General features: G+C 34.0%; 31 protein-coding genes, 1 tRNA gene and 3 pseudogenes. 16 read left to right on the top strand and 19 right to left on the bottom strand.

Translation table 11 applies throughout. From position 1 onward, the window contains the following. Positions 1-108: 108 nt before the first annotated feature. From CDV25_RS06395 to fliR, 5 genes and pseudogenes are all read left to right on the top strand, one after another. Positions 109-507: pseudogene (locus tag CDV25_RS06395) on the top strand (methyl-accepting chemotaxis protein); the annotation flags it as partial. Positions 508-760: 253 nt separating this feature from the next. Then, on the top strand, positions 761-1,552 hold the full coding sequence (rpsB, locus tag CDV25_RS06390) for a 30S ribosomal protein S2 (protein ID WP_108911241.1): 792 nt from the start codon (positions 761-763) through the stop codon (positions 1,550-1,552). Between the two features lie 17 nt (positions 1,553-1,569). Then, on the top strand, positions 1,570-2,637 hold the full coding sequence (gene tsf / locus CDV25_RS06385) for a translation elongation factor Ts (protein WP_108911240.1): 1,068 nt from the start codon (positions 1,570-1,572) through the stop codon (positions 2,635-2,637). 9 nt (positions 2,638-2,646) lie between these two features. Next, positions 2,647-3,291: an ATP-binding cassette domain-containing protein gene (locus tag CDV25_RS06380; RefSeq protein WP_034554573.1), complete on the top strand. Its 645-nt coding sequence runs from the start codon at positions 2,647-2,649 to the stop codon at positions 3,289-3,291. Beyond that, on the top strand, positions 3,291-4,061 hold the full coding sequence (fliR, locus tag CDV25_RS06375) for a flagellar biosynthetic protein FliR (protein WP_108911239.1): 771 nt from the start codon (positions 3,291-3,293) through the stop codon (positions 4,059-4,061). Before CDV25_RS06380 ends, fliR begins: the two co-directional genes overlap by 1 nt. A gap of 20 nt (positions 4,062-4,081) precedes the next feature. Here the strand turns inward: fliR and CDV25_RS06370 are convergent, their stop codons facing one another. The 3 genes and pseudogenes from CDV25_RS06370 to CDV25_RS06360 all read right to left on the bottom strand — a co-directional run. Further along, positions 4,082-4,426 (bottom strand): Crp/Fnr family transcriptional regulator, encoded by a 345-nt coding sequence (locus CDV25_RS06370; RefSeq protein WP_108911238.1) that lies wholly within the window; start codon positions 4,424-4,426, stop codon positions 4,082-4,084. 12 nt (positions 4,427-4,438) lie between these two features. Further along, positions 4,439-4,732 (bottom strand): annotated as a pseudogene (gene queF / locus CDV25_RS06365) (preQ(1) synthase); the annotation flags it as partial. A gap of 44 nt (positions 4,733-4,776) precedes the next feature. Next, a pseudogene (locus CDV25_RS06360) lies at positions 4,777-5,565 on the bottom strand (beta-1,4-N-acetylgalactosaminyltransferase); the annotation flags it as partial. Between CDV25_RS06360 and traN the strand changes: the two are divergent. Both traN and CDV25_RS06350 read left to right on the top strand, forming a co-directional pair. Continuing rightward, positions 5,532-6,251 (top strand): conjugal transfer protein TraN, encoded by a 720-nt coding sequence (gene traN / locus CDV25_RS06355; RefSeq protein ID WP_108911235.1) that lies wholly within the window; start codon positions 5,532-5,534, stop codon positions 6,249-6,251. The pseudogene CDV25_RS06360 and the gene traN overlap by 34 nt on opposite strands. A gap of 169 nt (positions 6,252-6,420) precedes the next feature. Continuing rightward, on the top strand, positions 6,421-6,999 hold the full coding sequence (locus CDV25_RS06350) for a metal-dependent hydrolase (RefSeq protein ID WP_108911004.1): 579 nt from the start codon (positions 6,421-6,423) through the stop codon (positions 6,997-6,999). A gap of 328 nt (positions 7,000-7,327) precedes the next feature. Here the strand turns inward: CDV25_RS06350 and CDV25_RS06345 are convergent, their stop codons facing one another. From CDV25_RS06345 to CDV25_RS06320, 6 genes are all read right to left on the bottom strand, one after another. Next, on the bottom strand, positions 7,328-7,588 hold the full coding sequence (locus CDV25_RS06345; RefSeq protein WP_108911234.1) for a hypothetical protein: 261 nt from the start codon (positions 7,586-7,588) through the stop codon (positions 7,328-7,330). A gap of 149 nt (positions 7,589-7,737) precedes the next feature. After that, a complete protein-coding gene (locus tag CDV25_RS10845; RefSeq protein ID WP_349771115.1) occupies positions 7,738-7,821 on the bottom strand; it encodes a hypothetical protein in 84 nt (27 codons plus the stop codon). 39 nt (positions 7,822-7,860) lie between these two features. Then, positions 7,861-8,484, bottom strand: a complete 624-nt coding sequence (locus CDV25_RS06335) for a flavodoxin (RefSeq protein ID WP_108911232.1) — start codon at positions 8,482-8,484, stop codon at positions 7,861-7,863. Then, positions 8,484-9,461 carry an aldo/keto reductase gene (locus tag CDV25_RS06330; RefSeq protein WP_108911231.1) on the bottom strand — a complete coding sequence of 326 codons (978 nt, stop codon included), beginning with the start codon at positions 9,459-9,461 and terminating at the stop codon, positions 8,484-8,486. The genes CDV25_RS06335 and CDV25_RS06330 overlap by 1 nt, the downstream gene beginning before the upstream one ends. A 56-nt stretch (positions 9,462-9,517) precedes the next feature. Continuing rightward, positions 9,518-10,615, bottom strand: a complete 1,098-nt coding sequence (locus tag CDV25_RS06325) for an alpha/beta hydrolase (protein WP_108911230.1) — start codon at positions 10,613-10,615, stop codon at positions 9,518-9,520. Between the two features lie 9 nt (positions 10,616-10,624). Next, positions 10,625-11,662: an aldo/keto reductase gene (locus CDV25_RS06320; RefSeq protein ID WP_239056329.1), complete on the bottom strand. Its 1,038-nt coding sequence runs from the start codon at positions 11,660-11,662 to the stop codon at positions 10,625-10,627. A 169-nt stretch (positions 11,663-11,831) separates the two neighbouring features. On the opposite strand from CDV25_RS06320, the gene CDV25_RS10605 reads away from it, so the two are divergent. The 3 genes from CDV25_RS10605 (at position 11,832) to CDV25_RS06310 (ending at position 13,975) form a co-directional block, all read left to right on the top strand. Continuing rightward, on the top strand, positions 11,832-12,251 hold the full coding sequence (locus tag CDV25_RS10605) for an EVE domain-containing protein (protein WP_239056328.1): 420 nt from the start codon (positions 11,832-11,834) through the stop codon (positions 12,249-12,251). Positions 12,252-12,314: 63 nt separating this feature from the next. After that, positions 12,315-12,962, top strand: coding sequence for a PDDEXK family nuclease (locus tag CDV25_RS10600; RefSeq protein WP_239056327.1), 648 nt, complete (start codon positions 12,315-12,317; stop codon positions 12,960-12,962). Further along, on the top strand, positions 12,962-13,975 hold the full coding sequence (locus tag CDV25_RS06310; protein ID WP_108911229.1) for a DNA adenine methylase: 1,014 nt from the start codon (positions 12,962-12,964) through the stop codon (positions 13,973-13,975). The genes CDV25_RS10600 and CDV25_RS06310 overlap by 1 nt, the downstream gene beginning before the upstream one ends. Before the next feature lie 8 nt (positions 13,976-13,983). Here the strand turns inward: CDV25_RS06310 and CDV25_RS06305 are convergent, their stop codons facing one another. Continuing rightward, complete coding sequence (locus CDV25_RS06305; RefSeq protein ID WP_108911228.1) at positions 13,984-14,973, bottom strand: VWA domain-containing protein; 990 nt, start codon at positions 14,971-14,973, stop codon at positions 13,984-13,986. Positions 14,974-15,183: 210 nt separating this feature from the next. Continuing rightward, on the bottom strand, positions 15,184-15,642 hold the full coding sequence (locus CDV25_RS06300) for an ArsR/SmtB family transcription factor (RefSeq protein ID WP_349771108.1): 459 nt from the start codon (positions 15,640-15,642) through the stop codon (positions 15,184-15,186). 171 nt (positions 15,643-15,813) lie between these two features. Here CDV25_RS06300 and CDV25_RS06295 point away from each other — a divergent pair, with 171 nt between their 5' ends. The 6 genes from CDV25_RS06295 to CDV25_RS06270 all read left to right on the top strand — a co-directional run bounded on the left by CDV25_RS06295 (position 15,814) and on the right by CDV25_RS06270 (position 19,272). After that, the gene (locus CDV25_RS06295) at positions 15,814-16,197 is read left to right on the top strand and encodes a group III truncated hemoglobin (protein ID WP_108911227.1); all 384 of its coding nucleotides are present in this window, start codon (positions 15,814-15,816) and stop codon (positions 16,195-16,197) included. A gap of 157 nt (positions 16,198-16,354) precedes the next feature. After that, positions 16,355-16,831: a hypothetical protein gene (locus CDV25_RS06290; RefSeq protein ID WP_108911226.1), complete on the top strand. Its 477-nt coding sequence runs from the start codon at positions 16,355-16,357 to the stop codon at positions 16,829-16,831. Between the two features lie 22 nt (positions 16,832-16,853). Then, on the top strand, positions 16,854-17,633 hold the full coding sequence (locus tag CDV25_RS06285; RefSeq protein WP_034554567.1) for a histidinol-phosphatase HisJ: 780 nt from the start codon (positions 16,854-16,856) through the stop codon (positions 17,631-17,633). Between the two features lie 288 nt (positions 17,634-17,921). Then, positions 17,922-18,353: a hypothetical protein gene (locus CDV25_RS06280; RefSeq protein WP_108911225.1), complete on the top strand. Its 432-nt coding sequence runs from the start codon at positions 17,922-17,924 to the stop codon at positions 18,351-18,353. Continuing rightward, positions 18,346-18,945 (top strand): 16S rRNA (guanine(966)-N(2))-methyltransferase RsmD, encoded by a 600-nt coding sequence (rsmD, locus tag CDV25_RS06275; RefSeq protein WP_108911224.1) that lies wholly within the window; start codon positions 18,346-18,348, stop codon positions 18,943-18,945. The genes CDV25_RS06280 and rsmD overlap by 8 nt, the downstream gene beginning before the upstream one ends. A 15-nt stretch (positions 18,946-18,960) precedes the next feature. Beyond that, positions 18,961-19,272, top strand: a complete 312-nt coding sequence (locus CDV25_RS06270) for a rhodanese-like domain-containing protein (protein ID WP_108911223.1) — start codon at positions 18,961-18,963, stop codon at positions 19,270-19,272. 2 nt (positions 19,273-19,274) lie between these two features. Here the strand turns inward: CDV25_RS06270 and CDV25_RS06265 are convergent. The 8 genes from CDV25_RS06265 to CDV25_RS06235 form a co-directional block, all read right to left on the bottom strand. Beyond that, positions 19,275-19,350: transfer RNA gene (locus CDV25_RS06265), tRNA-Glu, on the bottom strand. Between the two features lie 109 nt (positions 19,351-19,459). After that, a complete protein-coding gene (locus CDV25_RS06260; protein WP_108911222.1) occupies positions 19,460-20,062 on the bottom strand; it encodes a C39 family peptidase in 603 nt (200 codons plus the stop codon). Positions 20,063-20,099: 37 nt separating this feature from the next. After that, on the bottom strand, positions 20,100-21,461 hold the full coding sequence (locus CDV25_RS06255) for a Cj0814 family flagellar-dependent secreted protein (RefSeq protein WP_108911221.1): 1,362 nt from the start codon (positions 21,459-21,461) through the stop codon (positions 20,100-20,102). 15 nt (positions 21,462-21,476) lie between these two features. After that, positions 21,477-21,647 carry a hypothetical protein gene (locus CDV25_RS10215; protein WP_162550462.1) on the bottom strand — a complete coding sequence of 57 codons (171 nt, stop codon included), beginning with the start codon at positions 21,645-21,647 and terminating at the stop codon, positions 21,477-21,479. Between the two features lie 26 nt (positions 21,648-21,673). Continuing rightward, a complete protein-coding gene (locus CDV25_RS06250) occupies positions 21,674-21,898 on the bottom strand; it encodes a hypothetical protein (protein ID WP_108911220.1) in 225 nt (74 codons plus the stop codon). A gap of 145 nt (positions 21,899-22,043) precedes the next feature. Next, on the bottom strand, positions 22,044-23,393 hold the full coding sequence (locus tag CDV25_RS06245) for a Cj0814 family flagellar-dependent secreted protein (protein ID WP_108911219.1): 1,350 nt from the start codon (positions 23,391-23,393) through the stop codon (positions 22,044-22,046). 8 nt (positions 23,394-23,401) lie between these two features. Continuing rightward, the gene (locus tag CDV25_RS06240; protein WP_108911218.1) at positions 23,402-23,983 is read right to left on the bottom strand and encodes a hypothetical protein; all 582 of its coding nucleotides are present in this window, start codon (positions 23,981-23,983) and stop codon (positions 23,402-23,404) included. 71 nt (positions 23,984-24,054) lie between these two features. After that, positions 24,055-25,398 (bottom strand): Cj0814 family flagellar-dependent secreted protein, encoded by a 1,344-nt coding sequence (locus CDV25_RS06235; RefSeq protein WP_108911217.1) that lies wholly within the window; start codon positions 25,396-25,398, stop codon positions 24,055-24,057. Positions 25,399-25,432: the final 34 nt, after the last annotated feature.

Here is a 25,432-nt window from a genome sequence, read left to right as displayed (position 1 = left end):
GCTTAAAAAAAGTTTAAAAATAAAGATTGCTTTAAGTGCGATTATTTTGCTTACCACTTCACTATTGTTTTTAGGTGTTATTAGTTTTATTTTTGTCAAAAATAGTATTCATCAGATATTAAAAATATCGTAAGTGTGATTAAAGATATTGCCGATCAAACTAATCTCTTAGCATTAAATGCAGCTATTGAAGCAGCAAGAGCAGGAGAACACGGAAGAGGCTTTGCAGTTGTTGCAGATGAAGTTAGAAAATTAGCAGAGAGAACAGGAAAGTCTTTAAATGAGATTGAAGCTAATGTTAATGTCTTAGTGCAAGGTATTAATGATATGAGTGAATCTATTAAAGAACAAACAGAGGGTATTTCACAAATTAATGAAGCTATTAATCAATTAGAGGGTGTTACACAAAATAATGTAGAGATTGTTAATGATACCAATAGTGTTACACAAAATGTTAATGCTATAGCTCAAGAGATATTAGAAGATGTTAATAAGAAGAAGTTTTAGGGTTTAAATAAAGCAACAATCCTAAATCTTAATTAATAACCTTTTTATAAGAGTTGTGCTTATCCATTTCTAAATATTAAAACTTAAAAGCCTATACAAGGATAACCTCAATAAAAGCTAGAATTAAAGAAAATTTTAATAGAATGATACCCTTTTTATTTTTGAAAATATCACACACGCTAATCCTAGTTTAGGTTGCAGGTTATATTCTGTTTAAGAGCGTGGAGGAAAAACCAAACATTAAGGAGAAAATATGGTAACAATGAAAGACCTTTTAGAATGTGGTGTTCATTTTGGTCATCAGACAAGACGTTGGAATCCAAAAATGAAAAAATATATTTTTGGTGTGCGAAAAAATATTCATATTATAGATTTGCAAAAAACTCTACGATATTTCCGCTATACTTATAATATTGTCAGAGATGCAGCAGCCGAGGGAAAAGTTATTATGTTTGTTGGGACGAAAAAACAAGCTAGTGAAACTTTGAAACAATACGCACAAAGTGTTAATATTCCTTATGTGAATTATCGTTGGCTTGGGGGAATGCTAACAAACTTTTCTACTATTAAAAAATCTATCCGTAAGTTAGAAATCATCGAAGAAATGGAATCTAGTGGTCAAATTGATCTTTTAACCAAAAAAGAAAAATTAATGATTCAAAGAAAAAAAGATAAATTAACACAATATCTAGGTGGTGTAAGGCATCTTAAGAAAGTGCCGGATATGATTTTTGTTATTGATGCGGCAAAAGAGAAAATAGCGGTAGCTGAAGCTAGAAAGCTTGGGATACCTATTGTTGCTCCATTAGATACTAATTGCGATCCTGATGTAGTGGATTATCCAATTCCTGGAAATGATGATGCGATTCGTTCTATCCAGCTTTTTTGTAAAGAGATGACAGAAGCTATTACAGAAGGACGTGCTATTGCCGGAGGTGAAGCCTCTATTGAGAGTGAAGAGGTTGCTGCTGCAAGTGAGCAAGAAAAGCAAGAAGTCTTAGAAGAAGTAATGCGTGAAGAAGATTTTATGCAAACCCAAGAATAATTTTGTAAGGATAAAATATGGCAGAGATTAATGCACAGCTTGTAAAACAGCTCCGAGAAATGACTGATGCAGGAATGATGGATTGCAAAAAGGCTTTAGTAGAGACAAATGGCGATATACAAAAAGCGGTAGAATATTTGAGGGAAAAGGGCTTAAGTAAAGCCGCTAAAAAAGCTGATAGAGTAGCAGCAGAGGGTGCGATTAGTGTTGAAGTCTCATCAGATTTTAAGAAAGCTAGTATGGTAGAGATTAATTCAGAAACAGATTTCGTTGCAAAAAATGATGGTTTTAAAGAGTTGAGTTCAAAAGCCATTGCGTTGGTGCAAGATTCTACTATTCAAAATACAGAGGAATTAAACACCCTAAGCCTTGATGGGGTCAAATTTGAAGAATATTTGAAAACACAAATTGCAAAGATTGGTGAGAATATCGTCGTTAGGAGAATTGCAAAAGTTCAAGCAGAGGGTAGTGGCGTTGTTAATGCCTATGTGCATTCTAATGGACGCGTTGGTGTAATTATCGCCCTTAAATGCCAAAAGCAAGAAAATGCAGCTAAACTAGCAGATTTTACTAAGAATCTTTGTATGCACGCAGCAGCTATGAAACCCCAAGTAATTAGTTATCATTCTTTTGATAAAGACTTTGTAGAAAGGGAGAAAGTTGCGATTCTTGCAGAATTAGAAAAAGAAAATGAAGAGCTTAAAAGGTTGGGAAAACCTTTGCATAAAATCCCCCAATACATTAGTCAATTGGAATTAAACGATGAAATTTTACGCAAGCAAGAAGCTATTTTTAAAGAGGAGCTTAAAGCCCAGGGTAAGCCAGAGAAAATTTGGGATAAGATCTTACCTGGTCAATTAGACAGATTTAAGGCAGATTCTACACTTTTAGATCAGCGATTAACGCTTCTAGGGCAGTTTTTTGTAATGGATGATAAGAAAACTATTGCTCAAGTTTTAGAACAAAAGAGTCAAGAATGTAATGATTGTATTGAAGTTGTGGAATATATTCGTTTTGAACTTGGTGAAGGGATTGAAAAGCAGACAAGTAGTTTTGCTGATGAAGTTGCCGCACAGCTTGGATAGTTATTAGCGATGTCTTTATTAGAAGTTAAAGGCATTTCTTTTAGTTATGAGAAGCCCATTATAGAAAATCTTTCTTTTTCTGCAAATGGAGGAGAGAGCATTTCTATTATGGGTGTTAGTGGGAGTGGGAAAAGCACGCTTTTACATATTCTATCCTCATTTTTAAAGCCACAAAAGGGAAGCGTGAATATTTTTAACAAAGATATTTACGCTATCCCCTATGCAGAGATTTTAGCTCTTAGACGCAAAGAGATAGGGATTATCTTCCAATCGCATTATTTGTTTTTGGGGTTTAGTGCAAGAGAAAACTTAGAAGTTGCTTCTTTGCTTTCAGAGGAAAGAATCGATGATTCCTTGTTGGAGTTTTTTGGGATTTTTGAAAATTTACCTAAAAATGTTAGTGCCCTAAGTGGAGGACAGCAACAACGTTTATCTATCGCTAGGATTTTAACAAAAAAGCCTCATATTATCTTTGCGGATGAACCCACAGGGAACTTAGATAGAGAAAATGCTTTTAAAGTTATGGGACTGCTTTTTGAATATATTCATCAAACTTCTACTCTGTTAATTTATGTAACCCACGACCCTCTTTTGGCACAAAAGGCTACCCGCTCTTATCAATTAGAGAATGCTACCTTGAAACCCTTACATTAATGGAATTTTTAGCTTATCTTACAGAGGGGAATGTTGCTAATTTTTTATTATTACTTTTGCGTTTTGCGGGGATTATAGCCTTTTTTCCTTTTTTTGAAAATCAACTAATTACAAATTCTATTAAAGGTGTTTTCATCTTTTGGCTAACCATCTTGTTTATCCCATTAGTTGGGATTATTCCTCCTGCTAATATGACTATTGTAGAATTTATTGTGGCGGGATTATCCGAGATTATGTTGGGATTCTTGGCTTCTATGGCGTTACAGATTGTCTTTGGTATGATTTCTTTTGGTGGAGAGATTATTTCTTTTGCTATGGGATTAACCATTGCAAATGCTTATGATCCTGTAACAGGTGCTCAAAAACCAATTGTTGGGCAGCTCCTAACATTACTTGCATTGCTTATTATGTTGGGGTTTGATTATCATCATCTTTTTTTGTATTTTGTAAGTGAAAGCATTAAAGAAATTCCTTTAGGGAGTTTTATTTATTCGCATAATTATATCCAATACATTATTCAATCTTTTTCACATCTATTTTTGATAGGACTTACAATGTCTTTTCCTATTATCGCACTTATTTTGCTCTCTGATATTATTTTTGGAATGATTATGAAAGCACATCCACAATTTAACCTTTTAGCTATAGGGTTTCCTGTTAAGATTAGTATTGCCTTTAGTATTTTAGTGGTTATTATTCCTGCGGTAATAATTCATTTTAAGAGGGAGTTTTTGAAAGCTTTTGATGCTTTGAGTATTTTATTCCAATAAATTATGCATTGCAAAAGATTCTACATTGAGATTGTAGGTTGTTTATAAAATTTTGTATCAACAAAAATGATTTTTCCACTTTGTGTTTTTATAAGATTTTTTTCTTTAAGGTTTTTTAAAACTCTTGATAGTGATTCTGGGCTGATATTGAGGCTTTTGGCAATCTGTTTTTGTGTAAGAGTGATTAATAATTCTTGATTTTGTAGAAAAAAGTCTTTGAGTTTTTCTTCGATAGTTTTAGAGTTTTGACTAATATGGTTTTCTAAGATTTTGATTTTATTGCAAAGCGAGGCTATAAAAGAGAGACAAAAATTAGAATCTTCTTGGCAGAGTTTTTTAAAGGTATTAATGCTAACTTCTAGCACTTCACATTTTTACACATACTGCACGCAATCTTCGTGGAATCCACCCTCATTACGGAAGCTAAAGAGATAGAGCTTTAAAGACTTAGATTCCACCATTTTAGCTTGGGGAATATAATTAATTCTTATAGTGGCAAAATCTGGTTGTCCTGTTATGGGGCAGAGGGTGGTAAATTCTGGACAAACAAAATCTACCCAATAATCCCTGTCTTGGTGGGCATTTTCAAAAGTTTCTAAAAGATTAAAATCATAATTGAAAGTATAAGAAGTTTTTTTTCCTAAGCTTTTGAATGGAATCTTTGTTTTCATAACATAATGCCTTTAAAGTAAAAGGCGATTGTAACAAATTAATACTAAATTCTCTCCAAATCAAATCGACTATAAAGGGAAAGTATGGTTTCTTTTTCAAGCATTTTTGGATCTATTTCTATACCTATAGCTTCATCGTTAAACTCTTTTAAGGGTAAAGCATTTTTAGGAATGCCCTCGCGTCTCTTTTTTATATTAGGGAAATGATAGTGGCAAAGCTCAGAGCGATAAATTCGACTATAAGAATCCTCTATTTTGGCTTCATAGGAATGATAATCTCCTTGCAACGCTTCAAGTTGGGATTGAGTGGGTTTGCCCTTTAGGATTTGTTCTCCCCAATCTTGAAGTTTTGGGGAGAGTATGCGTTCATAGTATTTAAAGTTGTGGTTGTATCTTAGAGTTTGATCCCCGGCTCTATTATAATAACCCCTCCCTGATTTACTGATATATATCTCTTCCCATTGTATATAAAAATCCATCCTTGAGAGTGTAAGAATATCGGTGTTTTTCTTTAAGAGGTAAAGACTTTTAAAAAGTTTTTTAGCATCATAGATATGATCCATATCAAGCTTGATAAACCATTCTCCTTGTGGGATAAAACTCAAAATATAGTTAGAGTAGTAATAAAGTTTATTTTCCTCTTTTTTAGGATTTTTAATTTCCACATTATAGGGGTATTTTATCGGGATAAAGCTTGGATAGGTTTTACAAAATTCTAAAATAATTTCTTCACTCCCATCATCACAATCATTATAACCAATTACGCCTCGCTGTATCGCAGGAAGAATAGAATCTAAAGATGCCCTTAGTGTCCTTGCTTCATTTTTTACCCTTTAATAAAGATAGAGCTTGTGTGCAATATGATGGGAAATTACAATGTTCTCCTCATCCTTGTTTTGCAGGAGGTAGTGGAGGAAATGCTTCATTAGTAGAAAATATTAATAAAAATGTAGGGGTTAATGATTCTACTAATAATGGTTGGAGGGAAGATGGAAGTTGTGGAGGACAACTTTTAGTTTTTAATGGGAAAAGCCATAGTTGTAGAAGTAGTGATAAGCTCTTAGGTTTAAGCGGGGGCGGGTGTTGTAATAAAAACAAAGTCTTCTTAGGATTAGTATCTTGCAAAGAGAATGAAAAGAATCTTGCAAAGCTTAACCAGCAGAGCCTATGTAAGGAGATTGGAGAATATTGCTCTAAAAGGATTAAACTAGGTTTTGCGAAAGTTTGTATTCAAAAAAGTAAATCCCATTGTTGCTTTAATAGTCTCCTAGCAAGGATATTTAATGAACAAGGTAGGCAGCAAATAGGTAAAGGTTGGGGGAGTGGAGAATCTCCTAATTGTTCTGGATTTACCACAGAGGAGTTTCAAAAATTAGATTTTTCTAAGATGGATTTGAGTGAATTTACCAATTCTTTAAATTTTAGGGTTAATGATAGTTTTGCTAAGGGGCAGGCAGAGAAAATCAAGGATAGAGTGCAACAAAGTATTCATACTATTAATAGTATGAAGGCAAATTAATGAGGTTGGTTATTATGGTAAGCTCCTCCCACGCACCCAACTTCATAGCCAAAAAAAAGCCCAGCCTCAAAAAGAAGCCGAGCTTATATAACACATATAGGCATCAAACCTTTTATTCCATTTCTCACCAAAACGAAATGGATAAGCAATTATAATACAAAGGAGATTTATGTTAGCTAAAACACATATTACCTTTGCTCTCTCTTTAGCTTCAGTAGGTGTTTTTATAATACAGCCATTTATACCTATTGAAAGCACCCATTTATTAATCTTTTATTTTGCAGTAGCCTTTGGGGCAATCTTCCCTGATATTGATGAACCACATTCTAAAATAGGTAGAATGTTTATAGGGGTATCTCACTTAATGAATGCTATTTTTGGGCATAGGGGATTTACACATAGTTTGCCTTTTATTATTATCTTAATCCTTTTGTTAATGGTGCTATGTAATTTTGAGAGTGTTAGGACATTTATAAATGGCTTTTATGAAAATGCTTTAGTATTTCTAGTAACTGGATTTATTCTAGGTAATCTTTTGCATATAGTTGGAGATATGATGACCTTAAGTGGTGTGCCAATCTTTTTGCCTTTTAAAAGTAAAAAGTATTTTGCACTTCCTAAAGTCTTAAGATTTAGAACTAGCGGATTAGCCGACCAAGTAATTGCCTATATCTGTGGAGCATTGTTTCTTGGGATTAATACATTAATGAATCCAACTATAACAAATCATTTGCAGAAAATGTTGTGAGAGAGTGAGAGTATGCCCTGATTATTGAATGATTGGCATTTCTATTAACACAAATTTTTCTTGCGATTATTTATCCTTAGTATTCTATAAGTCAGTTCTTTTAGTAAATAGCTCATAGCATTGTGGAGTTTTTGTATAGGAGAATAGAATCATTGTAATAACTTGTGCTTGAAAATCCTCTATAATATTATTAAGCATATTAATGGTTTTTTAAAAATTAGCTTATCCATAGTATCATTTTCATCAAAAGAGATTTCTATCTTTTTACTTTCGTTATTAATTAAAACTTGTGCCATTGCTTGTCCTTTATTTGTGGAATAGTTTGAAATCAATAGTCTTCGTGTAATTCCCTTTTTGTAAGATTTTTTCGTATTGTTCTTATTCCACTTTTATATGCAGAAATAACTTCTTTTTTTGAAATTTGTAGAATTAAAGCAATCTCATCAAAAGAATACTCTCTTTCTTTTAGCTTTAGTTCCCAAAACCATTTTAATGGATTTGATTCTTTATGTTTTCTAGCATATTTAAGATACATAAGTCTCGTGTGTTTATCAAAAATCTGATGTTGGTTGTTGGTGATTTTTTCCATATCAATACCTCTTTTGTATTAATATTAATTGTTCTTTTAATGTATCATCGCCATTATCGCACAAATCTTTGTAATACTTAAGCTCCTTGATACTCATTCTAAGCTCACGATAAATGTTAATCCAACACAGCCAATCAATATCTTTTTGATTAAAGAGTCGGACACCATTTATCCTTATAAATGTTTGGAAACAGCCCTTTATCAAGCCAAAAACGAATCTTGCGTGAGGGAATACCGCTCCTATGTTCTGTTTCTAAAATCGTGTAAGTTATTTAAACTCCTTTGAAAGTTTTTAGCCAAGTTTGCACTTTGTTTTGTTGCAAAATTTCAAATTCTTTATTTTGTATGATTTTATTCTGATTTAAAACCTTGAGATTCCGACTTGTTTTTTCTTTCAACGTAAAACTATGCTCAAGAGCGTTTGTGATTGTTGCTTGCGGAACAAGCTTTACGATAGTATCTAGCGCATTGCCAAACTTATACCCTGCATTGGTAACAAAAGGAATAAGAATCTTATCTCTTAAGTCGCTTTGGGTTAAAAAAGTCCTTATGGGTGAGCTTATATCTAAGCTCCAAAGTGGTGTGCCTAGCAGTATCACATCGTATTGTTTTGTATTAGGTAGGGCAAGAAGCGGTGGGCAAAATCCCTTGCGTCTCTCCTCTGCTGCGAATGCCACCATTGCATCATAATCCTTAGGATAAGGCTTCAAAGTCTCTAGTGCAAATAAATCCGCCCCCAAAGCCCTTTGGATAAAATGGCTTAAAATCTGTGTGTTTAAGGTGCGTGTGTAATACACAATCAAGTATTTTTTGCTCGTTGATTCTTGACTTGAAAGCACTAAAGGCAGTGAGCAAATTGCTAAAAGGTTCTTTAAAAATTCCCTACGTGAAAACATTATTTACCTATTCTTTTTGCATTTTCACCTGAATACCTATCACCCTTAATCGTAATTGTATCTAGCTTAGCATTGATTGCTTGCAAGTCCGCTTCACTTAAATGAAGCGTCAAAGAATTAATATTTTCCTCTAATCTTTGCGGATTTGTCGTGCCAAAAATAGGCACGATGAAAGGCTTTTGTTTTCTTAGCCAAGCAAGTGCAACTTGTGCGGGAGTGGCATTTTTATCTTTAGCAATTTCTTTAATAAACTCAACAAGTGCCATATTTGTCTCTAAATTTTCCTTCTCAAATCTAGGCACAGAGCTTCTAAAATCCTTTTTATCAAATGTGGAATCTTTATTGAATTTTGCAGCTAAAAACCCTTTTCCCAAAGGCGAAAAAGGCACAAAGCCTATATTCAAGGATTCTAAAAGGGGCAAAAGTTCCCTTTCAGGCTCTCTCCACCATAGAGAATACTCGCTTTGCACTGCGCTTAGAGGAAATACAGAATGTGCCTTTTGGATACTCTCAATTCCTGCTTCACTCATACCCCACGCTTTGATTTTACCCTCTTTATGCAATGTAGCCATTAAAGCGGCGACTTCCTCCACCGGCACTTTTGTATCCACCCTATGCTGATAATACAAATCAATGCAATCCATCTGCAACCGCTTCAAAGAACCTTCTAAAGAAAGCCTAATTTGCCTTAAATCACTCGTTACAATTTGTTTGTGATTTTCTACTTGGATTCCAAATTTAGTCGCGATGATGACTTTATCTCTAAAAGCCTTTAAAGCCTTGCCAACAAGCGTTTCATTGATGTATGGTCCATACACTTCGGCAGTATCAAAAAAGCTAATGCCTAAGTTTAAGGCTTTGTGGATAAGGTTTATCATTGTGTTTTCATCTTTTGCTTCGCCATAGCCATAACTCATTCCCATACAGCCAAGCCCCAACTCGCTTACTTCCAAATCTCTTAATTTTCGCTTTTGCATTGTTACTCCTTGAAGCTTGGTTTTTAAGTTAGCTTTGTATTTTATTTATCTCAAAACTACAACCTCTCCCCATAAAACCTCTTAAGCTCTCCTAATGCCTCTTCTACCGCTTCTTTTTTGTAGTAACTTTGGATATGTGTCGTATTTTTAAGCTTATGCAGTCTTTTATCCTTGCTTCCTGCCTTTTTATACGCCGCCTCGCTCATATACGCAGTATCCGCCTTATCGCCTACAAGCATTAATAAAGGCTGATTGATGAGCTCTATTTGATTGAGTGCGTCAAAGCGCATTAAATCAAGCAGCGAGCTTGTCGTATAGGCAAAAGTAGAGTTTGGGTGCGCGTGGGTATCGCCATAATACACCATTCCCTCTCTATACAAATCTGTGGAGATTTTTGCTAGCTCCTCCTCACTTAGCTTTTTAGGCGCAGCACTTGTGTAGCTTATTTTACCCTCTAAGACCTCTTTTGTCCTTGCCTCACTTGCGTTTTTTAATCTTTCTTGAATGCTAGATTTCTCGCTTCCTAAAAATCCCTCTCTCCGCACAAGTCCGCTATTAAACATACTCAAAGTTGCCACTGCTTTAAGCCTTTTATCGCTTTTTGCAGCATTGAGCGTATAGCCGCCACCTCCGCAAATGCCTAAGATTCCTATGCGATTAGAATCTACGCCTTGCACTTTTAGCAGATAATCCACCGCCGCAGAAATATCCTCTGTGCGATTTTGCGGAGTATCTACATTGCGAGGTTTTCCCTCACTTGCCCCTTGATATGCTGCATCAAAGGCTAGGGTGATGTAGCTAGATTCTGCCAACTTTTGTGCGTATAGCCCAGCAACTTGCTCTTTTACGCCTCCATTGGGGTGAGCTACGATGATAGCTGGAATCTTTGCTTTGGGGTTAAAATCACTTGGTAAGTAAAGATTTGCAGCGATTTTTAGCCCTCTGCTTATATAAGTTATGCTTTTAATATTGACTTTGCCTTTTTCGTTTTTTGTAATTGCGCCCTCATAGACTAAACCAAAAGGATTTTTGGCTGCATTTGCCTTTGCCTCTTTGCTAGGGTTTGCGATTTGCATTACTCCTCCTTGTGCGAATGTAAATGTTTGTAAGCTTAGTGTTAAGATAATGCCATACAATAAAATACTTTTTTGCATTTATTCTCCTTAAAACTTCTCTTTATGAATCTCAATCAGAAATTTTGCACTTTGTGGATCTTGATGATTAAAAAATAAGCTTGTTTTGTTATCAAGTGAGGCGATAGTTTGCATATCTTGCTCACTTAAGGCAAAGTCAAACACGCTAATGTTTTCAATCATTCGCTCTTTCCTTGTGGTTTTTGGGATACAAATAATGCCTCGCTGAATCTGCCAACGTAAAATCACTTGCACCACACTTTTGTTGTATTTCTTGCCAATTTCGCTTAATATGGGGTTGCTAAACATATTGTTGCGTCCTTCGCCAAAAGGTGCCCACGATTCCATAGCGACATTATATTCTTGCGAGACTTTTTGTGCTTCAAATTGCGCGTGGAGCGGGTTGCATTCTATTTGATTGAGGGCGGGTTTGATTTCATTATTCAAACAAAAATCTACGATTCTATCGGGATAAAAGTTGCTCACACCAATGGCTTTGAATCTCCCCTCTTTGTAGAATCTGCTTAACGCTCTCCACGCACCATAAGTGTCGTTAAAGGGTTGATGAAGCAGCATTAAATCTATATAATCAAGCCCAAGTTTGCGTAAAGATTCTTCACACGCTTTGAGTGCCTTTTCTTCGGGGTAATTGTTAATCCAGAGCTTTGTTGTGATGAAAAGCTCCTCGCGCTTCACTCCGCCATTTAGGGCAGTTTTAATTGCCGCGCCCACACCCTCTTCGTTGAAATACGATTGCGCGGTATCAATGCTCTTATATCCCACGCTGATTGCGTCCTCTACACATCTTTGTGTCTCTTTGGGGTCAATTTGATACACACCATAGCCAAGAATTGGCATTTTCACGCCATTGTTTAAAGTTACAAATTCCATTGTGTCTCCTTTTGCATGGTTTTGTGTTTGAGATTGTGCGTTATCTGCACCTTTTAGATTCTGTGTAGAATCTTTAGAATCTGTTTTAGAATCACACGCACTTAAGGTAAGCCCACTAAGACTTGCAAAACTCGCCATTGCACCAAGTCTAGCAGAGGTTTTTAAAACTCCCTGCACTCTAGCGATTCTTTGTTTTGCATTGTTTCTCCTTAAAATAAAAACAACTTTAATATTATAAACCCTTACACTTGGTGTTTGTCAAGGGGATTTAAGAGAAAATTTAGAAAACTCCACCGCGTCTTATTTGTGCTATAATTTGATAATTTTAATTACTTCAAGGGCATATATGACAACACATGTATTTATTGTAGATGCTATAACTTTTAAATATCACTTGGAATACATGTTTGTTGGCACAGGTATGAGAGAAATTGTTCTTGATTTTAATCATAAGCCAATAACACAACTTGCAACGCAAACTGAAAATACTATTTTGGGTATGGTTGCGGATTTTTCAAGGGTTGAAATTGGAGATTTAATTATTTTTTATTTGCAACAAAATTATTCATTAGGAATTGATGAAGGAAAATTTTTTGGTGTATTTAAGGTAAAGAGTAAATTTTTCTTTGATAATAATGATGAACAACAATATCTTAAGCAAGAACTTAATAAATCCCTTACTTTTAGATGTTTAATTGAGCCTGAAAAAGTTTATGGCAAGGGCGTTACCGAATGGGAAGCGTTAGATGAAATAAAAACAATATAATCTCCTAATCAAATGTTATGGAGTCTTATTTATAGGAAATTAAAAGGCAATCACGGTAATACAATGATTACAATTTATGAAAGCAAAAGGCTGATTTCGTTAATTAGAGATAAAAACTTAAAGCAAAATATCAATGGAATCTATTTTAGCTTTGATTTAAAAAATCAAGAGATTATCCCTATTTCTGCTCATCATATTTACGAGGGCAGACAAGAGCAGTTTAACATTTTGCCAAGATTAGTTTATAAACACTCAAGGAATAATCAATTTGAGGCGCATTTGCAAGCCTACATTTTACAATTTATTTATGAGACTCAATTATTTGGAATTTTGGAAAATCAACCGATTGAATGGTTGGGTAATGAAGTTAGTTGCGGTGTTGGAATGCAACGCATTGATATTATGCTACCTCTTGCCGAAAATCCAAGAAAAATTATTCCCATAGAGTTAAAATCCGTTTGTGTTTATGCTGAAATTTTAGGGCAAATTCAACGATATATTGATTGGTTGGAACAATATTACATTCCAAATCGTCCATCAGATATTCAGCCGATGATAATTTGTAGAGAAACTGCCAACAAAGATTCTATTTGCTATCAAGAGTTTTACCAACAAGCACAAAGATTCAATGAGAAAAATAATATTTTACCTCTAATGTATGTAGAATTTAAAATTCAAGACTATTCCATAATATTTAATCAGGTATTTTAATGAACTACATCGGATCTAAATTTAAACTCTCGCACTTTTTGCAAACAAGCATAGAATCCACACTACAAAAAGCCCACACAAAGCCCCTTAAAGATTCTATCTTTTGCGACATGTTTGCTGGAACTGCGGCAGTTGGAAGACTTTTTAAAGCACAAGTCAAGCAAATCATCAGCAACGATAGAGAGTATTATAGCTTTGTTTTGGCGCAAAATTATATCGGCAATTATCAAAAACTAGCCCGAGCTAATGAGCTGCTAAGCATTCTTAATGACGCGGCGCAAACGCTACCACAAAAGGGCAAAATCTACATGCATTACGCGCTTGGTTCTGGGAGTGGGAGGCAGTATTTTAGCGATGAAAACGCGCAAAGAATTGACGCTGTGCGCTCTCAAATTGCACAATGGAAAGAGAAAAAATTCATCAACAACCAAGAATATTATTTTCTCCTTGCCTCCCTTTTAGAATCCGCAGATAAGGTTGCAAACACCGCTTCCGTGTATGGAGCGTTTTTAAAGCAGCTTAAAAAAAGTGCGCGTAAAGGTTTTATTCTAAATCCTGCAGAGTTTGAATGCAATGAAAATGAACATTTGGTATTTAATGAGGACGCAAACACACTTATTGCCAAGATTGAGGGAGATATTCTTTACCTTGACCCGCCTTATAATGCGCGAGAGTATGGTGCGAACTATCATCTTTTAAACACGATTGCCTTATATGATGACTTTATCCCCAAGGGCAAGACAGGCTTAAGAGAGTATGAAAAGTCGCCTTGGTGCAGACAAGCAAAAGTCGCAGACACGCTAGAAAATCTCATCAAAAATGCACGTTTTGAGTGGATTTTTCTAAGCTATAATGACGAGGGATTGCTTAGTTTAGGGCAGATTCAAGAGATTTTTGAAAAATATGGCAAATACTCTTTTGTTACCCAAAAACACCAGCGGTTTAAGGCGGATTCTAAGCGAATCCAGCGACAAGATTCCACCCTAGAGACTTTGCATATTTTGAGGAAGTAATTTAGATTCTACCTTTTAGGTGGATTGTTGGGATTATCAGGGTCATACATTTTGTGTGCTTTGCTTGGAATAATCACATTTATTTTTCTAGGTTCTACATCTTTGCCATTATTACTTAGCCTTAAAAGCAGTTTTTTAAACTCATAGGCACTGCTTGGCTCATAGAAATTTCCCTCTGTGGCAAGTGTGATTTCTTTTAAGGCATCAAGATTTTTATTCAAAGCAAGGGTATGGATTGTAACCCAATTTTCCTTAGAGCCGCCGCTATTTTTCACGATATTGCGGTTAAGATTCTTTGTGAGATGGAGCATTTTTTCTACATTTCTCATATCATTTGGGTTTCCATCAGTGATAAGAAAAATTTCTTTCTTCAGCCCATTGTCTTTTGTAAAATGGCTCATTGCTTGAATGAGAGCATAATTTACTAGTTTTGTTTGAGAATTGACAACTTTTAACTTTTTGGCATCTTCTACAAACTCACTAGAGATAAACACATCATCATAATCTTTCACATCATAATCGCTAAAACTCACAAGTGTAATTTTAGAGTAGCTATCTTTGCCATCTTCTAGGATATGTTTGGCTACAAAAGGTGCGATTTCTTTAAACGCAAAAACATATTCTTTCATTGAATTTGCGACATTTATCACAATGGCAATTTCTTTACCTCCTTTTTGCCGAAGTTTGAGGTTGTAAGGCTCTTTTTCTTTATCGTAATTTTTTAACACAAGCTGTTGTTTATCACAAATGCTTTTAACTTCTAAATCTGTGCCGCTAAGTGTGTAGATAAATGTTTTATCTGCACTTGTATAAGTGCTATTTCCACTTGCAATACCCCCTGATAGAATCCTTCCTGCAAATCGGAGATAGCGGATTTTAGCTGGGATTTTTTGGATATTTATTTTATCCTTATCATATACCCAAAGCACGCTTGGGTCAAAATGTGAAATCATCGCCATTTCATCACATTTCACCCCATAAATAAGGCGAGAGAGCATAGTATCAATGAGCTTTTCATCAACTTCTGGAATTTCTGTGGTACTCGTACCAAATAAATGAGAAATAAAAATAAAACAAAGCAGAGATTTAGTTAAGAGTAATTTTATAAAATAATCCTTTTATGCTTATTCGCATTTTTATTTTTCAAAGATTCTATCAACTTTTGTTTTTAAAAGCTATTTTGTTGATTGAATGCGAATTATAAGCTTTTATTTAGGGCATTTATTCTCTAAAGAAATGCGTTTAAGCTCTGGCAAAGGGAGATTTAAACGTTCAATGTGTTTTAAAGATTCTTTACAAAAATTGCTTAAATCCTTTTTGATTCCATAATATGCCCATACCCCTTGCCTTTGAAGTTCCAAAAATCCTGCGTCTTTAAGGATTTTCAAATGCCTTGAAAGTCTTGATTGAATCATCTCTAAAGATTCTTGTAAATCACACACGCAAAGCATACCCTGCTTTTTAGAATGCAATGCCAAAAATGCAAGAATTTTCACACGACTTTCATCATTAATAGCCCCTGTAACCCTTAAAAAAAAGAATTTCTTGTTTATTGTAAGAATGTTTGTAGCTAATATTGTAAAGTATCTTAATATAGTCTTCCATTGCTTAATGATTTGAATCTTATCTATTTTTCTAAGAGTATCAAAAAAATTAACATAAATCAATTTTATTTTGAAAGCTTTATGCTATGATTTTCCAAAATTGGTGAGGCTTGTTATGAAAGTTTTTTATCCTTATTTTCTGATTATATATTTAATGACCCCTTGCATTAGTGCTTGGTGTGTTGATTGTGATTTTAGCAAAAATGGCATTTTATTTTTAGTAAAGGAGAAAATATGAAATATCAAGAAATTTGTGTTGAAGGAATTATGAAGTTAATGGATATTTTTTATGACAAGATACGTAAAGATAAGAGTGGGCTTGGGGAGATTTTCAATAATAAAATAGGAGAAGGTGAGGAAGAGTGGAGAGAGCATAAAGCTAAAATTGCAAATTTTTGGCAGGGAATGTTGCTAGGCAGTGGAAATTATTCTGGGCAACCTATGAAAGCACATTTAGAATTACCACCTTTTCCTAGAGAATTTTTTAGCACTTGGTTGGGACTTTTTGAGGAGAGTTTAGGGCAGGTTTTTGAGGATAATGTGGCGAATAATATTTTGCATAGGGCAAGGATGATTGCTGATAGATTCCAATACATGCTTTATGAAAATGGGCATTAATTATTGCTTAAAAATAACAAGGTTAAAAATTAAGGTTTTTACTAAATAGAGTATGGTTTAGAGTTTTTGGGGTGTTAGCGTATTAAGTAACAAAAATAGAGTAAAACAAAATATGCTATAATGTTAAACATTAAGCATAATTTAAGGGATTAAGGATATGGAAGACGAATTTTCTAAGGAAGATGAAGATTTTTTAAACAAGCTAGATTATGATACTGTTGTTCAAAAGGCTTGTCAAGAAATAGATGTTAATAATGGATCTATAAAAGAACTAAAGCAAGGTAGTGCTATTGTCTTTCTTGAAACAAGCAGAAAAATGGCATTGGATAAAAGCGGGCTTATTCACTCTGGGAATCTTTATTCAAGTGCTGCTTATGCTGCTTTATTATCTGTTAATAATCCTAATGCCATAGTCATTGGTGCAGAAGTGAAGTTTCTAGCTCCTCTTGAAGTTGGAAATGAAGTAATTTTTAAGGCTCAAACTCTACAAGAGGATACAAAGAAAAGGGAAGTAAAAGTAGAAGGTTTTGTTTTAGACATTAAAATCTTTGATGCGATGTTTTATATAGCTGTTTTTGAAAAACATGTTTTAAGCTTACATATTGCAAAAGAAATGGATAAAAAAAAGGGATAGGTTACTTAAAGTAGGAGTAATGATGAAAGTAGATTTACATAATCACACACCTTTTTGTAATCACGCAACAGGGAGTATGGAGGAGTATATCCAAAAGGCTATTGAAGAGAAAATTGATATTTTTGGTTTTTCTTGTCATAACCCTATGGGTTTTGATGAAAAATATCGTATGAGTTTTGATGAATTATCTTTATATCTTGATAAGATTGAAGAGTTAAAAGAAAAATATCATTCTAAGATTCTTATTAAAAGTGCTTTAGAGATTGATTATCTTCCGCGATACTTAGAGGATAGATTGTTTGATTTACCCCTAGATTATCGTATAGGTTCTGTGCATTTTCTAGGCTCTTGGGGATTTGATAATCCAGAATTTATCGGAGAGTATGCTAAAAGGGATATTAATAAAATTTGGGAAGATTATTATGCAGCTATTGAAGAGATGGCAAAGAGTGGATTATTTGATATTGTTGGGCATATGGATTTGTTAAAGATTTTTAAATTTTATCCAAGTAAAGATTTAAGAAAGTCTTTAGAATCAGCCCTAAAGGCTATTAAAAAATCAAATATGGTCGTTGAGATTAATGCAGCAGGGTTTCGTAAAGAAGTTGGAGAACAATACCCTAGTAGGCAAATTTTAGAGATGTGTTTAGAATTAGAGATTCCTATTACCTTTGGTAGTGATGCACATGCAATAGAGCAGATAGGATTTAAAAGGGAGGCTCTTGAAAATTTAGCTAAAGAGATTGGGTTTAGTAAATGTGCAACTTTCACGCAGCGACAAAGGGAAATGGTGGAGTTTTAAAGGAGATTAACAATTTATCATCCAAAGCATAGAAGCTAGGAATTATTAAAATAAAAGGGTGCTGTTTTAATATGTAAATCTATTTTTCATTGATTCTAAGTTTAAGCACAAAGAGGCTTTGTCAATAAAGTTAAAATCTTTATAATGAGCCTTAGAGATAGAGGATAAAAGGACTTTAAGCATAGGATTTGACCTATTTATAAAAGACAATCTTAATAAAGTTTTATTGCTTATGTTGTGGGGGCTATTGAAACAAGGTATAATGTTTAAAAGTTTTTGGAGTTTCTTATGAAAATTGCATTAATTAGTAATTCTTTATTGCTTACTAAGAGTTTAGAAATATATTTGCGTGATTATTTGACAAGCTATAAGATGTGCGATTTTATTGTGGCAACCGAACCTATGGAAGCAAATAAGCCAGTATTTTTGATTGGGGATTTTTCAGAGACTAATCTTAATAAGCCTTTTACTAAGGAAATGCTCTTAGAAAAGTTAGAATCTTTTTATTGGCAAATTAATCATCAAGAAGATTTGCAGCAAGAGAACTCATTAGATAATACTAAGAATGCCGACTATTTATTCAATGATGTTAAAGAACAAAGATTAGTCATTAAAGAAAGTGATATTGAATTACAACAGAAAATACAAGAGGTTTTAGAGCGATATACTCAAGAAATTGTTAGCCTTAGTATGGAATACCTTAAGGGAAAAAATGCCTAAAACCTCGTTCAAGCATAATAGCTTAAAGGTGATAGGTGGAGATTTTAAAGGCAGGAAGCTTAAAATGGCTCCTTTAGAGATTACGCGCTCATCTAAGAATATTTTAAAAGAATCTTTTTTTAACACTTTAGGCAATACCATTGTAGGGACAAATTTCATAGAATTTTTTGCAGGGAGTGGGAGTATTGGTATAGAGGCTTTAAGTAGAGGGGCTAAATACGCATTTTTCTTTGAAAACCATAAAGAATCCTATAAGGTGTTAGAGGAAAATTTACGGAGTATTTGTCAAGATTGTGCTTATAAAACCATTTTTGGGGATACTTTTAAAACTTATAAAGATTCTTTAAAATCACTTAAAAGTGAGACTATTGGGTATTTAGACCCCCCTTTTGATATTAGAGAAAATATGCAAGGGATTTATAAGCGATGCTTTGATTTGATTGAAGATTTGGATTGTCAAATCTTTAGCAATGTTATTTTAGAGCATATTTCAAGTTTAGAAATTCCACAGAAAATAGGGAGTTTCACACTCCATAAAACAAAGAAATTTGGCAAGAGTGCTTTAAGTTATTATCAGAATTTATATTTATAAGGATAGGTTAAGATTATGGAATATTATGGTAGAAAACATAAGAGTTTGGCAAAGGCTATTTTTAAAGAGGACTTAGAGGATATTTTAAAGAGTGATGAGTGGGTGTGTATAGATATTAGAATGCCCGATGATTTTAAAAAAGGTCATTTAAAAGGTGCTAAAAATATTACCACAAAAGAGGGATTAGAAGCGATACTCCAAGAGCATAAAAAGGTGTTGCTAAATTGTTATTCTGGGCATACGGTTTCTTTGTTAGGTAGTGATCTGGTGCGGGAGGGATATTCAGAAATTTACTTTTTAGATGAGGAAATAACAGACTGCTTATAAATTGGCGACCCTTGGAAGATTCGAACTTCCGTTACTGCCGTGAAAGGGCATTATCCTTGGCCACTAGATGAAAGGGTCGGCGAGATTGTAGCATATCTTGGTAAATAAAAAGCTTTGGTGTATCAAGAGGATTGCTTAGAAGGCTTACTTGTTAAGCATTAATTTATACTTGTTGATGTGGATTGGTCTAAAACCTCCCAAACACCCTTTTTTCAAAATTAAGCTTATTAGGGAAATTAAAATCAAGTCTTTTAAACTCTTGCTTTGGGACAACTACCAAAGCATATCCACCTTTTTTATCTCTATCCCATATACTATAAAACTCTCTTTTAGAGCTTATATATTCCCCATAGCTTGGATCAAGGATTTGCAGATAATTACCTTTGTGATTAATAATAACGACAAAATGTGGAAATCTTGGGTCATCTTCTATTTTAACAAGCAAGGGAATGTTGATGAGCTTATTGAAAATTTCTCTATTTAAAGCATAGGAATTAGCCTCAAAGCCTAGTTTTTGAACGGCTGTTTTTAACTCTGTGAAGCTTACCATATCTGTATGGAGACTTTTTTCGCTCATTAGCTTTAAAATTTCTAATTCATTTAACTTTTGATTGTCTATAAGATTTATTAAAGTAGCTAACGAGGAGGCTCCGCAAGATTCTTCATAAGTTTGTCTTACTACTCTTTGGTTTTTTATTTCTTGATAAGATTGAACGATAAATTCTGCATTTGTAAAGGTTGCAGTAAAAAGAAAAGCCACGATAGTGATTCCCTTTAAAAGTTTTTTCATCGTTAATCTCTGTTATTGGGGTTGAATTTTATTTCCACTATGCATTGGTTTGATGCAAGAAATTCGTTGCTATCTTGTATAAATCTTGGGTATAGTTATGAATATCTTGTTGGCTAATAGTCCAATTATTATGCACTGCTTTTGTAAATTTCATCGTTAAATCAATGCCTGTTGCCATAGAATCTAAGCTAGAGCGATAATGCCCAAGCTGTGTAAAGGCATAAATATCCATCGTAACACCTCCAAAGTTTGCAGCAATCTCATTAGGTGTAAAAATCTTAGATTTTCCCAAAAGTTCCATAGAATCTTGTAATTTAAACTTGATGAGTTCTTTGAGCTTCTCTGGGCTTTGTAAGGCTTGTCTTCTTAAGTTAATCTCTTCTGGGGATAATTTTTTGCTCCTGTTGCTAACTTCTTCACTAAGTATCTCATTTAAGCGATTTTCTACTTTCTCTGTAAGTTGTGTCTTGCCTCCACCTAAAATCTCAGCATCTTGCGAGTTTAGGAAGCTTACAAATAAGGCTTCTTGAGAGAAATTTGTATCTTTTTGTGGATAGAAGTTTAAGTTTTTCATCTCTTTTGCAGAAAAGTTAAGTTCATATACTCTTAGGTTTAAACCAATGCTTTGTAATTGAGAGCTTAAAACTTTAGCTTCCCTAAAAGTCTCTCTATTATAAAGATTAGTAACTTTAAAATGATCCCAACTTCTCATGGTGCTAAATGCTTTCAGTATCTCAAGATCTTCTATCCCAGGCTCATTTGCCATATATCTTTTATCACTAAAACCCTTGGGTAGTTTTTCAATTTCCCCTGCAGAATAAGATTCTTTGATTTCTGGCATAATTTGTGTAAAGACATTATAGTATTGTTTAAGGGTGTTAGCTATATCTATATGTTTGAATACTTCTTCATTGGTTAAATTAGGGTCGAACAATCCAGTAGCCAATCCTCCATAATTCCTTGTCCCAATTCTAATGATTTCCTCTAAGGTGCTTTTATGCAATTTAAACCCACTTGGAAGTTCAGCAGCAGCATTAAAATCCTCTCCTAGATAACCTTGCTTATCTACACTATAACCATAAAACTCATTTTGTGTGCTTACCTCTTGTATTTGGGATTTGTTTGTCTTAGCATTTCTTATGAGTAATTCATCTTTTAATAACTCTGCTACTATATCTGTCTTTTTATGTTCTATAGTAGTTAGGCTATTAGGTATATATTGGATAAAGTCGGATAGGGAATGCTTCACCATAAGATTTTTAGTATCCACAGAATGTGAAGTATCTAAAACTTCTTGTGTAGTAACATTGGGCTTTAGAATCTCTTGAGATTTCCCATTAGTAGCTTGATTTATAGTACTAGGGCTAAAGCTATAAACATTATGACTTGAAACTTTCATTCTATCCTCCTAATATTAATACTGGGCTTTAAATTGCTTTAACACTTCCTGTGCATTGCGATAATGTTGCCAAAATTCATAAGTTTTACCACTAGGAGTAGCATAAGTTAAATAATATTGTTTTTGCCCACTCATATATCTATATTGTGCTACAATTAAGCCATTGAAGCCAAATTCTCTAGCCACACTATGGGGATTATCTAAATTATCAGTTACAACATACGCATAGGATCTACCATATCCATAATGATCATATAGAGGATCCCTAGTAAAGCTGTATCCCCAACAACTCTCCCCTCCTCCTCTGCACTCAAAAGTCTCACACCCTTATCATAATCACTTAAGGCACCATTTGTAACCTTTGCTAAAAAATCCTCTGCAAAAGCAACCATAGAAAGGAAGCTTAGAATAGCCATTACATTGAAAAGTTTTTTCATTTTGAATCTCCTTTGAAATTATTAAGATTGAAACTCGCTATAATGGAACCAATCTTAAAAAGCTCTTTTCTTTGAGTTTATTATTTTTAAAATTTTTATGTTGTTACCTTTTGTTAAGGGCTGAACTTAAAGAAAGGGATTCCATCTAGCTCACCTTTAATAAATTATTTAAAAAAGTATTCATTTTTTCTTGTTGGGTTTTAGCCTCATAGGGTTTAGATTCTTTGGAATCTTGTTTGATCTGTGTGCTTTGGTAAGACTCTTGCTTGTTTAATGCTTGAAGCTCTTGTGCATTAAGCGAATGAGAATCTAAAATCTCTTGAAAGACTTTTAGAAATGACGATAAAGCATTAAAAAATTTATCTTTATCTTCGCCCCAGTTAATCGTGCCATTATGTGTATAACCTAAATCTACCAATTCTTGTAGATGGGATTCTACAGAGATTTTACCATTTAACAAATCCCAAAATCTCTCATCTATATCATAATTAATCACATAAGTATTGGGAAATTTCTTTGTTTTTTGTATTTGAGCATCGAGAAGTTTGTTATATTCTTCTACTTCATAGAAAAAATCCGAATGTTCCCCAACGATTTCATTTCCTAGGAAAGACATTATCAATAGCCCACTCATAGAGATTTTATCTCCCTCAAAGTAACGCTCTTCTATGTGGAATCTATGGTCTTGTCTCTGTTGGAGTATTTCATCAATATCTATTAAGCCATGATGAATAGAGAATGGAACAGAAATACCCGTTTTCCCGATTTTGTCCCACACTTCCATAAATTTTCTACTTTCTTGCAGATTTAATTGCATAACAGGTTTGCTATTTTCTCTACTAGAACCTAAAGTATAGATATATCTATGGGGTAACGCTCTCACCTCATCGGGCTTAAGCATCGCATTACTTTGGCTTAAATCACCAACGAAATCTTGAAAAGAAGCAAACGCATTCTTGAGTGTCTTTGCCATATCAATTTCTTTATAGTCAGAATCATAATGACTGGTGTTATCATAATAAAATTCACCTAAATCTTTATAAACAATTTTATAATCTAGCGGAAGTCCAGCGGCAGCATTAAAATCCTCTCCCATAAAGCCCTTTTCATCTATGCTGTATTTTCCAAAAGCAATGCCCTGTAATAAATCAATCTGCATACTAAGCTGTGTAATCTCAAAATTCTGTTTAATCATTTCCTCTAGGCTTGTTTCCTCTGGGCTTTTCCTCCTTCTATTTTCTTTTTTTAACGCCTCTAATTGTTTTTTTAATTCGTTGATCCTTTCTTTATCAATTTTAACTTCTTGCACCTTATCTATAGTATCCTCATTGTTTTTCATCGGATTAAAGAGGGATAAAGCGGGATTGAAGTCCCCTTGTAAGTAGAGATTTGAACTTTTCTCTAGCATCTTTGCAAAGGAATCATTAGAATTACTGCTTTGGGTTGCATTGTTTGTTAAATAACCTAAAGGGTTCGTTCTATTTTCTACACGCATAGGACCTCCTAGTATCTCTTAGAATCTAAGGCGTGCTTAGCCCTAAATTGATAGAAGTTTGCTAAGTCTCTTGCTTTTTTAGTATAAGCTTCATAAAGTTTATTGCTCCCTACCAAAGTGTAGAATACGCTGTAAGTGTATTTGTGATTGAAAGGAACACTTCTAGAGTAGTGATAGTTAGATTGCACATAAATTTGCTTTACTTGTCCCCAAGTAACTCCAATAGCATCACTCCGTGCTTGCGGACGATATTCTTGTCTAAGTCCAAGATGTCGTCCATTCTGATAAGTATCTCGCTTAAATTTTAAAACTTCTATGGGGTTGTTTCGATTGACTTTGTCGCCAAAAAGGTCTATTTCTCCATACACCGTATATCGCACTGGAAAACCATAGTTTGATATTCTACGATCAAATGGTCTGTATATATATATTCCCCCAACAACTTTTCCTTCCTCCTCTGCACTCAAAAGTCTCACACCCTCATCATAATCACTTAAGGCACCATTAGTAACCTTTGCTAAAAAATCCTCTGCAAAAGCAACCATAGAAAGGAAGCTTAGAATAGCCATTACATTGAAAAGTTTTTTCATTTTGAATCTCCTTTGAAATTATTAAGTTGGTTTATGGGTGATGCGATTTCATTATAAAGCTTACAACTTTTCTACACACTATGGCTTGTTTGATGCAAGAAATTCGTTGCTATCTTGTATAAATCTTGGGTATAGTTATGAATATCTTGTTGGCTAATAGTCCAATTATTATGCACTGCTTTTGTAAATTTCATCGTTAAATCAATGCCTGTTGCCATAGAATCTAAGCTAGAGCGATAATGCCCAAGCTGTGTAAAGGCATAAATATCCATCGTAACACCTCCAAAGTTTGCAGCAATCTCATTAGGTGTAAAAATCTTAGATTTTCCCAAAAGTTCCATAGAATCTTGTAATTTAAACTTGATGAGTTCTTTGAGCTTCTCTGGGCTTTGTAAGGCTTGTCTTCTTAAGTTAATCTCTTCTAGGGATAATTTTCCACTCTTTTCTTTGATATATTCAATTCTTTGCTGTTCCCTATGGTTTTCTACTTTCTCTGTAAGTTGTGTCTTGCCTCCACCTAAAATCCTAGCATCTTGCGAGTTTAGGAAGCTTACAAATAAGGCTTCTTGAGAGAAATTTGTATCTTTTTGTGGATAGAAGTTTAATTTTTTTATCTCTTTTGCAGAAAAATTAAGTTCATATATTCTTAGATTTAAACCAATGTTTTGTAATTGAGAGCTTAAAACTTTAGCTTCCTTGAAAGTCTCTCTATCATAAAGATTGGTAACTTTAAAGTCCTCTAAACTTTCCATAATACTAAATGCTTTCATCATTTCAGTATCTTCTAACATAGATTCATTTGCCATATATCTTTTATCACTAAATCCCTTGGGTAGTTTTTCAATTTCCTCTATAGAGTAAGATTCTTTGATTTCTGGCATAATTTGTGTAAAGACATTATAGTATTGTTTAAGGGTGTTAGCTATATCTATATGTTTGAATACTTCTTGATTGGATATGGGTGTTTCATTGAATATATTATGCCATTCCCCATAATTCCATTGCCCAATTCTAATAATTTCCTCTAAGGTGCTTTTGTGGAGTTTAAATCCGCTTGGAAGTCCAGCAGCAACATTAAAATCTTCTCCTAGATAACCTTGCTTATCTACACTATAATCATAAAACTTATCTTGTGTGCTTACCTCTTGTATTTGGGATTCATTTATCTTGGCATTTCTTATGAGTAATTCATCTTTTAAGAGATCTGCTACAATATCTATTTTTTTATTTTCTGTGGTAGTTAAATCATTAGGTATGTATTGGATAAAGTCGGATAGGGAATGCTTTATAGCAAGATTCTTAGTATCTATGGGGTATGAAGAATCTGAAGATTCTTGGGTATTAATATTTTGTTTAGGAGTCTTAGATTCTGTATTGGGAATCTTATATATAACATTAGAATTTGAAATTTTCATTTTATCCTCCTTTATCCCTTGTAATAAAATAATA

The sequence above is a fragment of the Helicobacter apodemus genome (assembly GCF_003097575.1).
GTDB classification, from domain to species: domain Bacteria; phylum Campylobacterota; class Campylobacteria; order Campylobacterales; family Helicobacteraceae; genus Helicobacter_D; species Helicobacter_D apodemus.
The sequence above is the reverse complement of the archived record's forward strand: the minus strand, read 5'-3'. Positions and strand labels throughout refer to the sequence as shown.

Excerpts from the sequence above, each read along its gene's own strand:
- traN (WP_108911235.1), top strand. The coding sequence starts at position 5,532 with ATGCCCTTAGTGTCCTTGCTTCATTTTTTACCCTTTAATAAAGATAGA.
- CDV25_RS06250 (WP_108911220.1), bottom strand. The coding sequence starts at position 21,898 with ATGAAAAAACTTTTCAATGTAATGGCTATTCTAAGCTTCCTTTCTATG.
- CDV25_RS06345 (WP_108911234.1), bottom strand. The coding sequence starts at position 7,588 with ATGGAAAAAATCACCAACAACCAACATCAGATTTTTGATAAACACACG.
- rsmD (WP_108911224.1), top strand. The coding sequence starts at position 18,346 with ATGCCTAAAACCTCGTTCAAGCATAATAGCTTAAAGGTGATAGGTGGA.
- CDV25_RS06380 (WP_034554573.1), top strand. The coding sequence starts at position 2,647 with ATGTCTTTATTAGAAGTTAAAGGCATTTCTTTTAGTTATGAGAAGCCC.
- CDV25_RS06260 (WP_108911222.1), bottom strand. The coding sequence starts at position 20,062 with ATGAAAAAACTTTTAAAGGGAATCACTATCGTGGCTTTTCTTTTTACT.
- tsf (WP_108911240.1), top strand. The coding sequence starts at position 1,570 with ATGGCAGAGATTAATGCACAGCTTGTAAAACAGCTCCGAGAAATGACT.
- CDV25_RS06235 (WP_108911217.1), bottom strand. The coding sequence starts at position 25,398 with ATGAAAATTTCAAATTCTAATGTTATATATAAGATTCCCAATACAGAA.
- CDV25_RS06255 (WP_108911221.1), bottom strand. The coding sequence starts at position 21,461 with ATGAAAGTTTCAAGTCATAATGTTTATAGCTTTAGCCCTAGTACTATA.
- CDV25_RS10605 (WP_239056328.1), top strand. The coding sequence starts at position 11,832 with ATGACAACACATGTATTTATTGTAGATGCTATAACTTTTAAATATCAC.
- CDV25_RS06270 (WP_108911223.1), top strand. The coding sequence starts at position 18,961 with ATGGAATATTATGGTAGAAAACATAAGAGTTTGGCAAAGGCTATTTTT.
- CDV25_RS06295 (WP_108911227.1), top strand. The coding sequence starts at position 15,814 with ATGAAATATCAAGAAATTTGTGTTGAAGGAATTATGAAGTTAATGGAT.
- CDV25_RS06240 (WP_108911218.1), bottom strand. The coding sequence starts at position 23,983 with ATGAAAAAACTTTTCAATGTAATGGCTATTCTAAGCTTCCTTTCTATG.
- CDV25_RS06285 (WP_034554567.1), top strand. The coding sequence starts at position 16,854 with ATGAAAGTAGATTTACATAATCACACACCTTTTTGTAATCACGCAACA.
- CDV25_RS06305 (WP_108911228.1), bottom strand. The coding sequence starts at position 14,973 with ATGCTCTCTCGCCTTATTTATGGGGTGAAATGTGATGAAATGGCGATG.
- fliR (WP_108911239.1), top strand. The coding sequence starts at position 3,291 with ATGGAATTTTTAGCTTATCTTACAGAGGGGAATGTTGCTAATTTTTTA.
- CDV25_RS06350 (WP_108911004.1), top strand. The coding sequence starts at position 6,421 with ATGTTAGCTAAAACACATATTACCTTTGCTCTCTCTTTAGCTTCAGTA.
- rpsB (WP_108911241.1), top strand. The coding sequence starts at position 761 with ATGGTAACAATGAAAGACCTTTTAGAATGTGGTGTTCATTTTGGTCAT.
- CDV25_RS06325 (WP_108911230.1), bottom strand. The coding sequence starts at position 10,615 with ATGCAAAAAAGTATTTTATTGTATGGCATTATCTTAACACTAAGCTTA.
- CDV25_RS06280 (WP_108911225.1), top strand. The coding sequence starts at position 17,922 with ATGAAAATTGCATTAATTAGTAATTCTTTATTGCTTACTAAGAGTTTA.
- CDV25_RS06310 (WP_108911229.1), top strand. The coding sequence starts at position 12,962 with ATGAACTACATCGGATCTAAATTTAAACTCTCGCACTTTTTGCAAACA.
- CDV25_RS06335 (WP_108911232.1), bottom strand. The coding sequence starts at position 8,484 with ATGTTTTCACGTAGGGAATTTTTAAAGAACCTTTTAGCAATTTGCTCA.
- CDV25_RS10600 (WP_239056327.1), top strand. The coding sequence starts at position 12,315 with ATGATTACAATTTATGAAAGCAAAAGGCTGATTTCGTTAATTAGAGAT.
- CDV25_RS06290 (WP_108911226.1), top strand. The coding sequence starts at position 16,355 with ATGGAAGACGAATTTTCTAAGGAAGATGAAGATTTTTTAAACAAGCTA.
- CDV25_RS06245 (WP_108911219.1), bottom strand. The coding sequence starts at position 23,393 with ATGCGTGTAGAAAATAGAACGAACCCTTTAGGTTATTTAACAAACAAT.
- CDV25_RS06330 (WP_108911231.1), bottom strand. The coding sequence starts at position 9,461 with ATGCAAAAGCGAAAATTAAGAGATTTGGAAGTAAGCGAGTTGGGGCTT.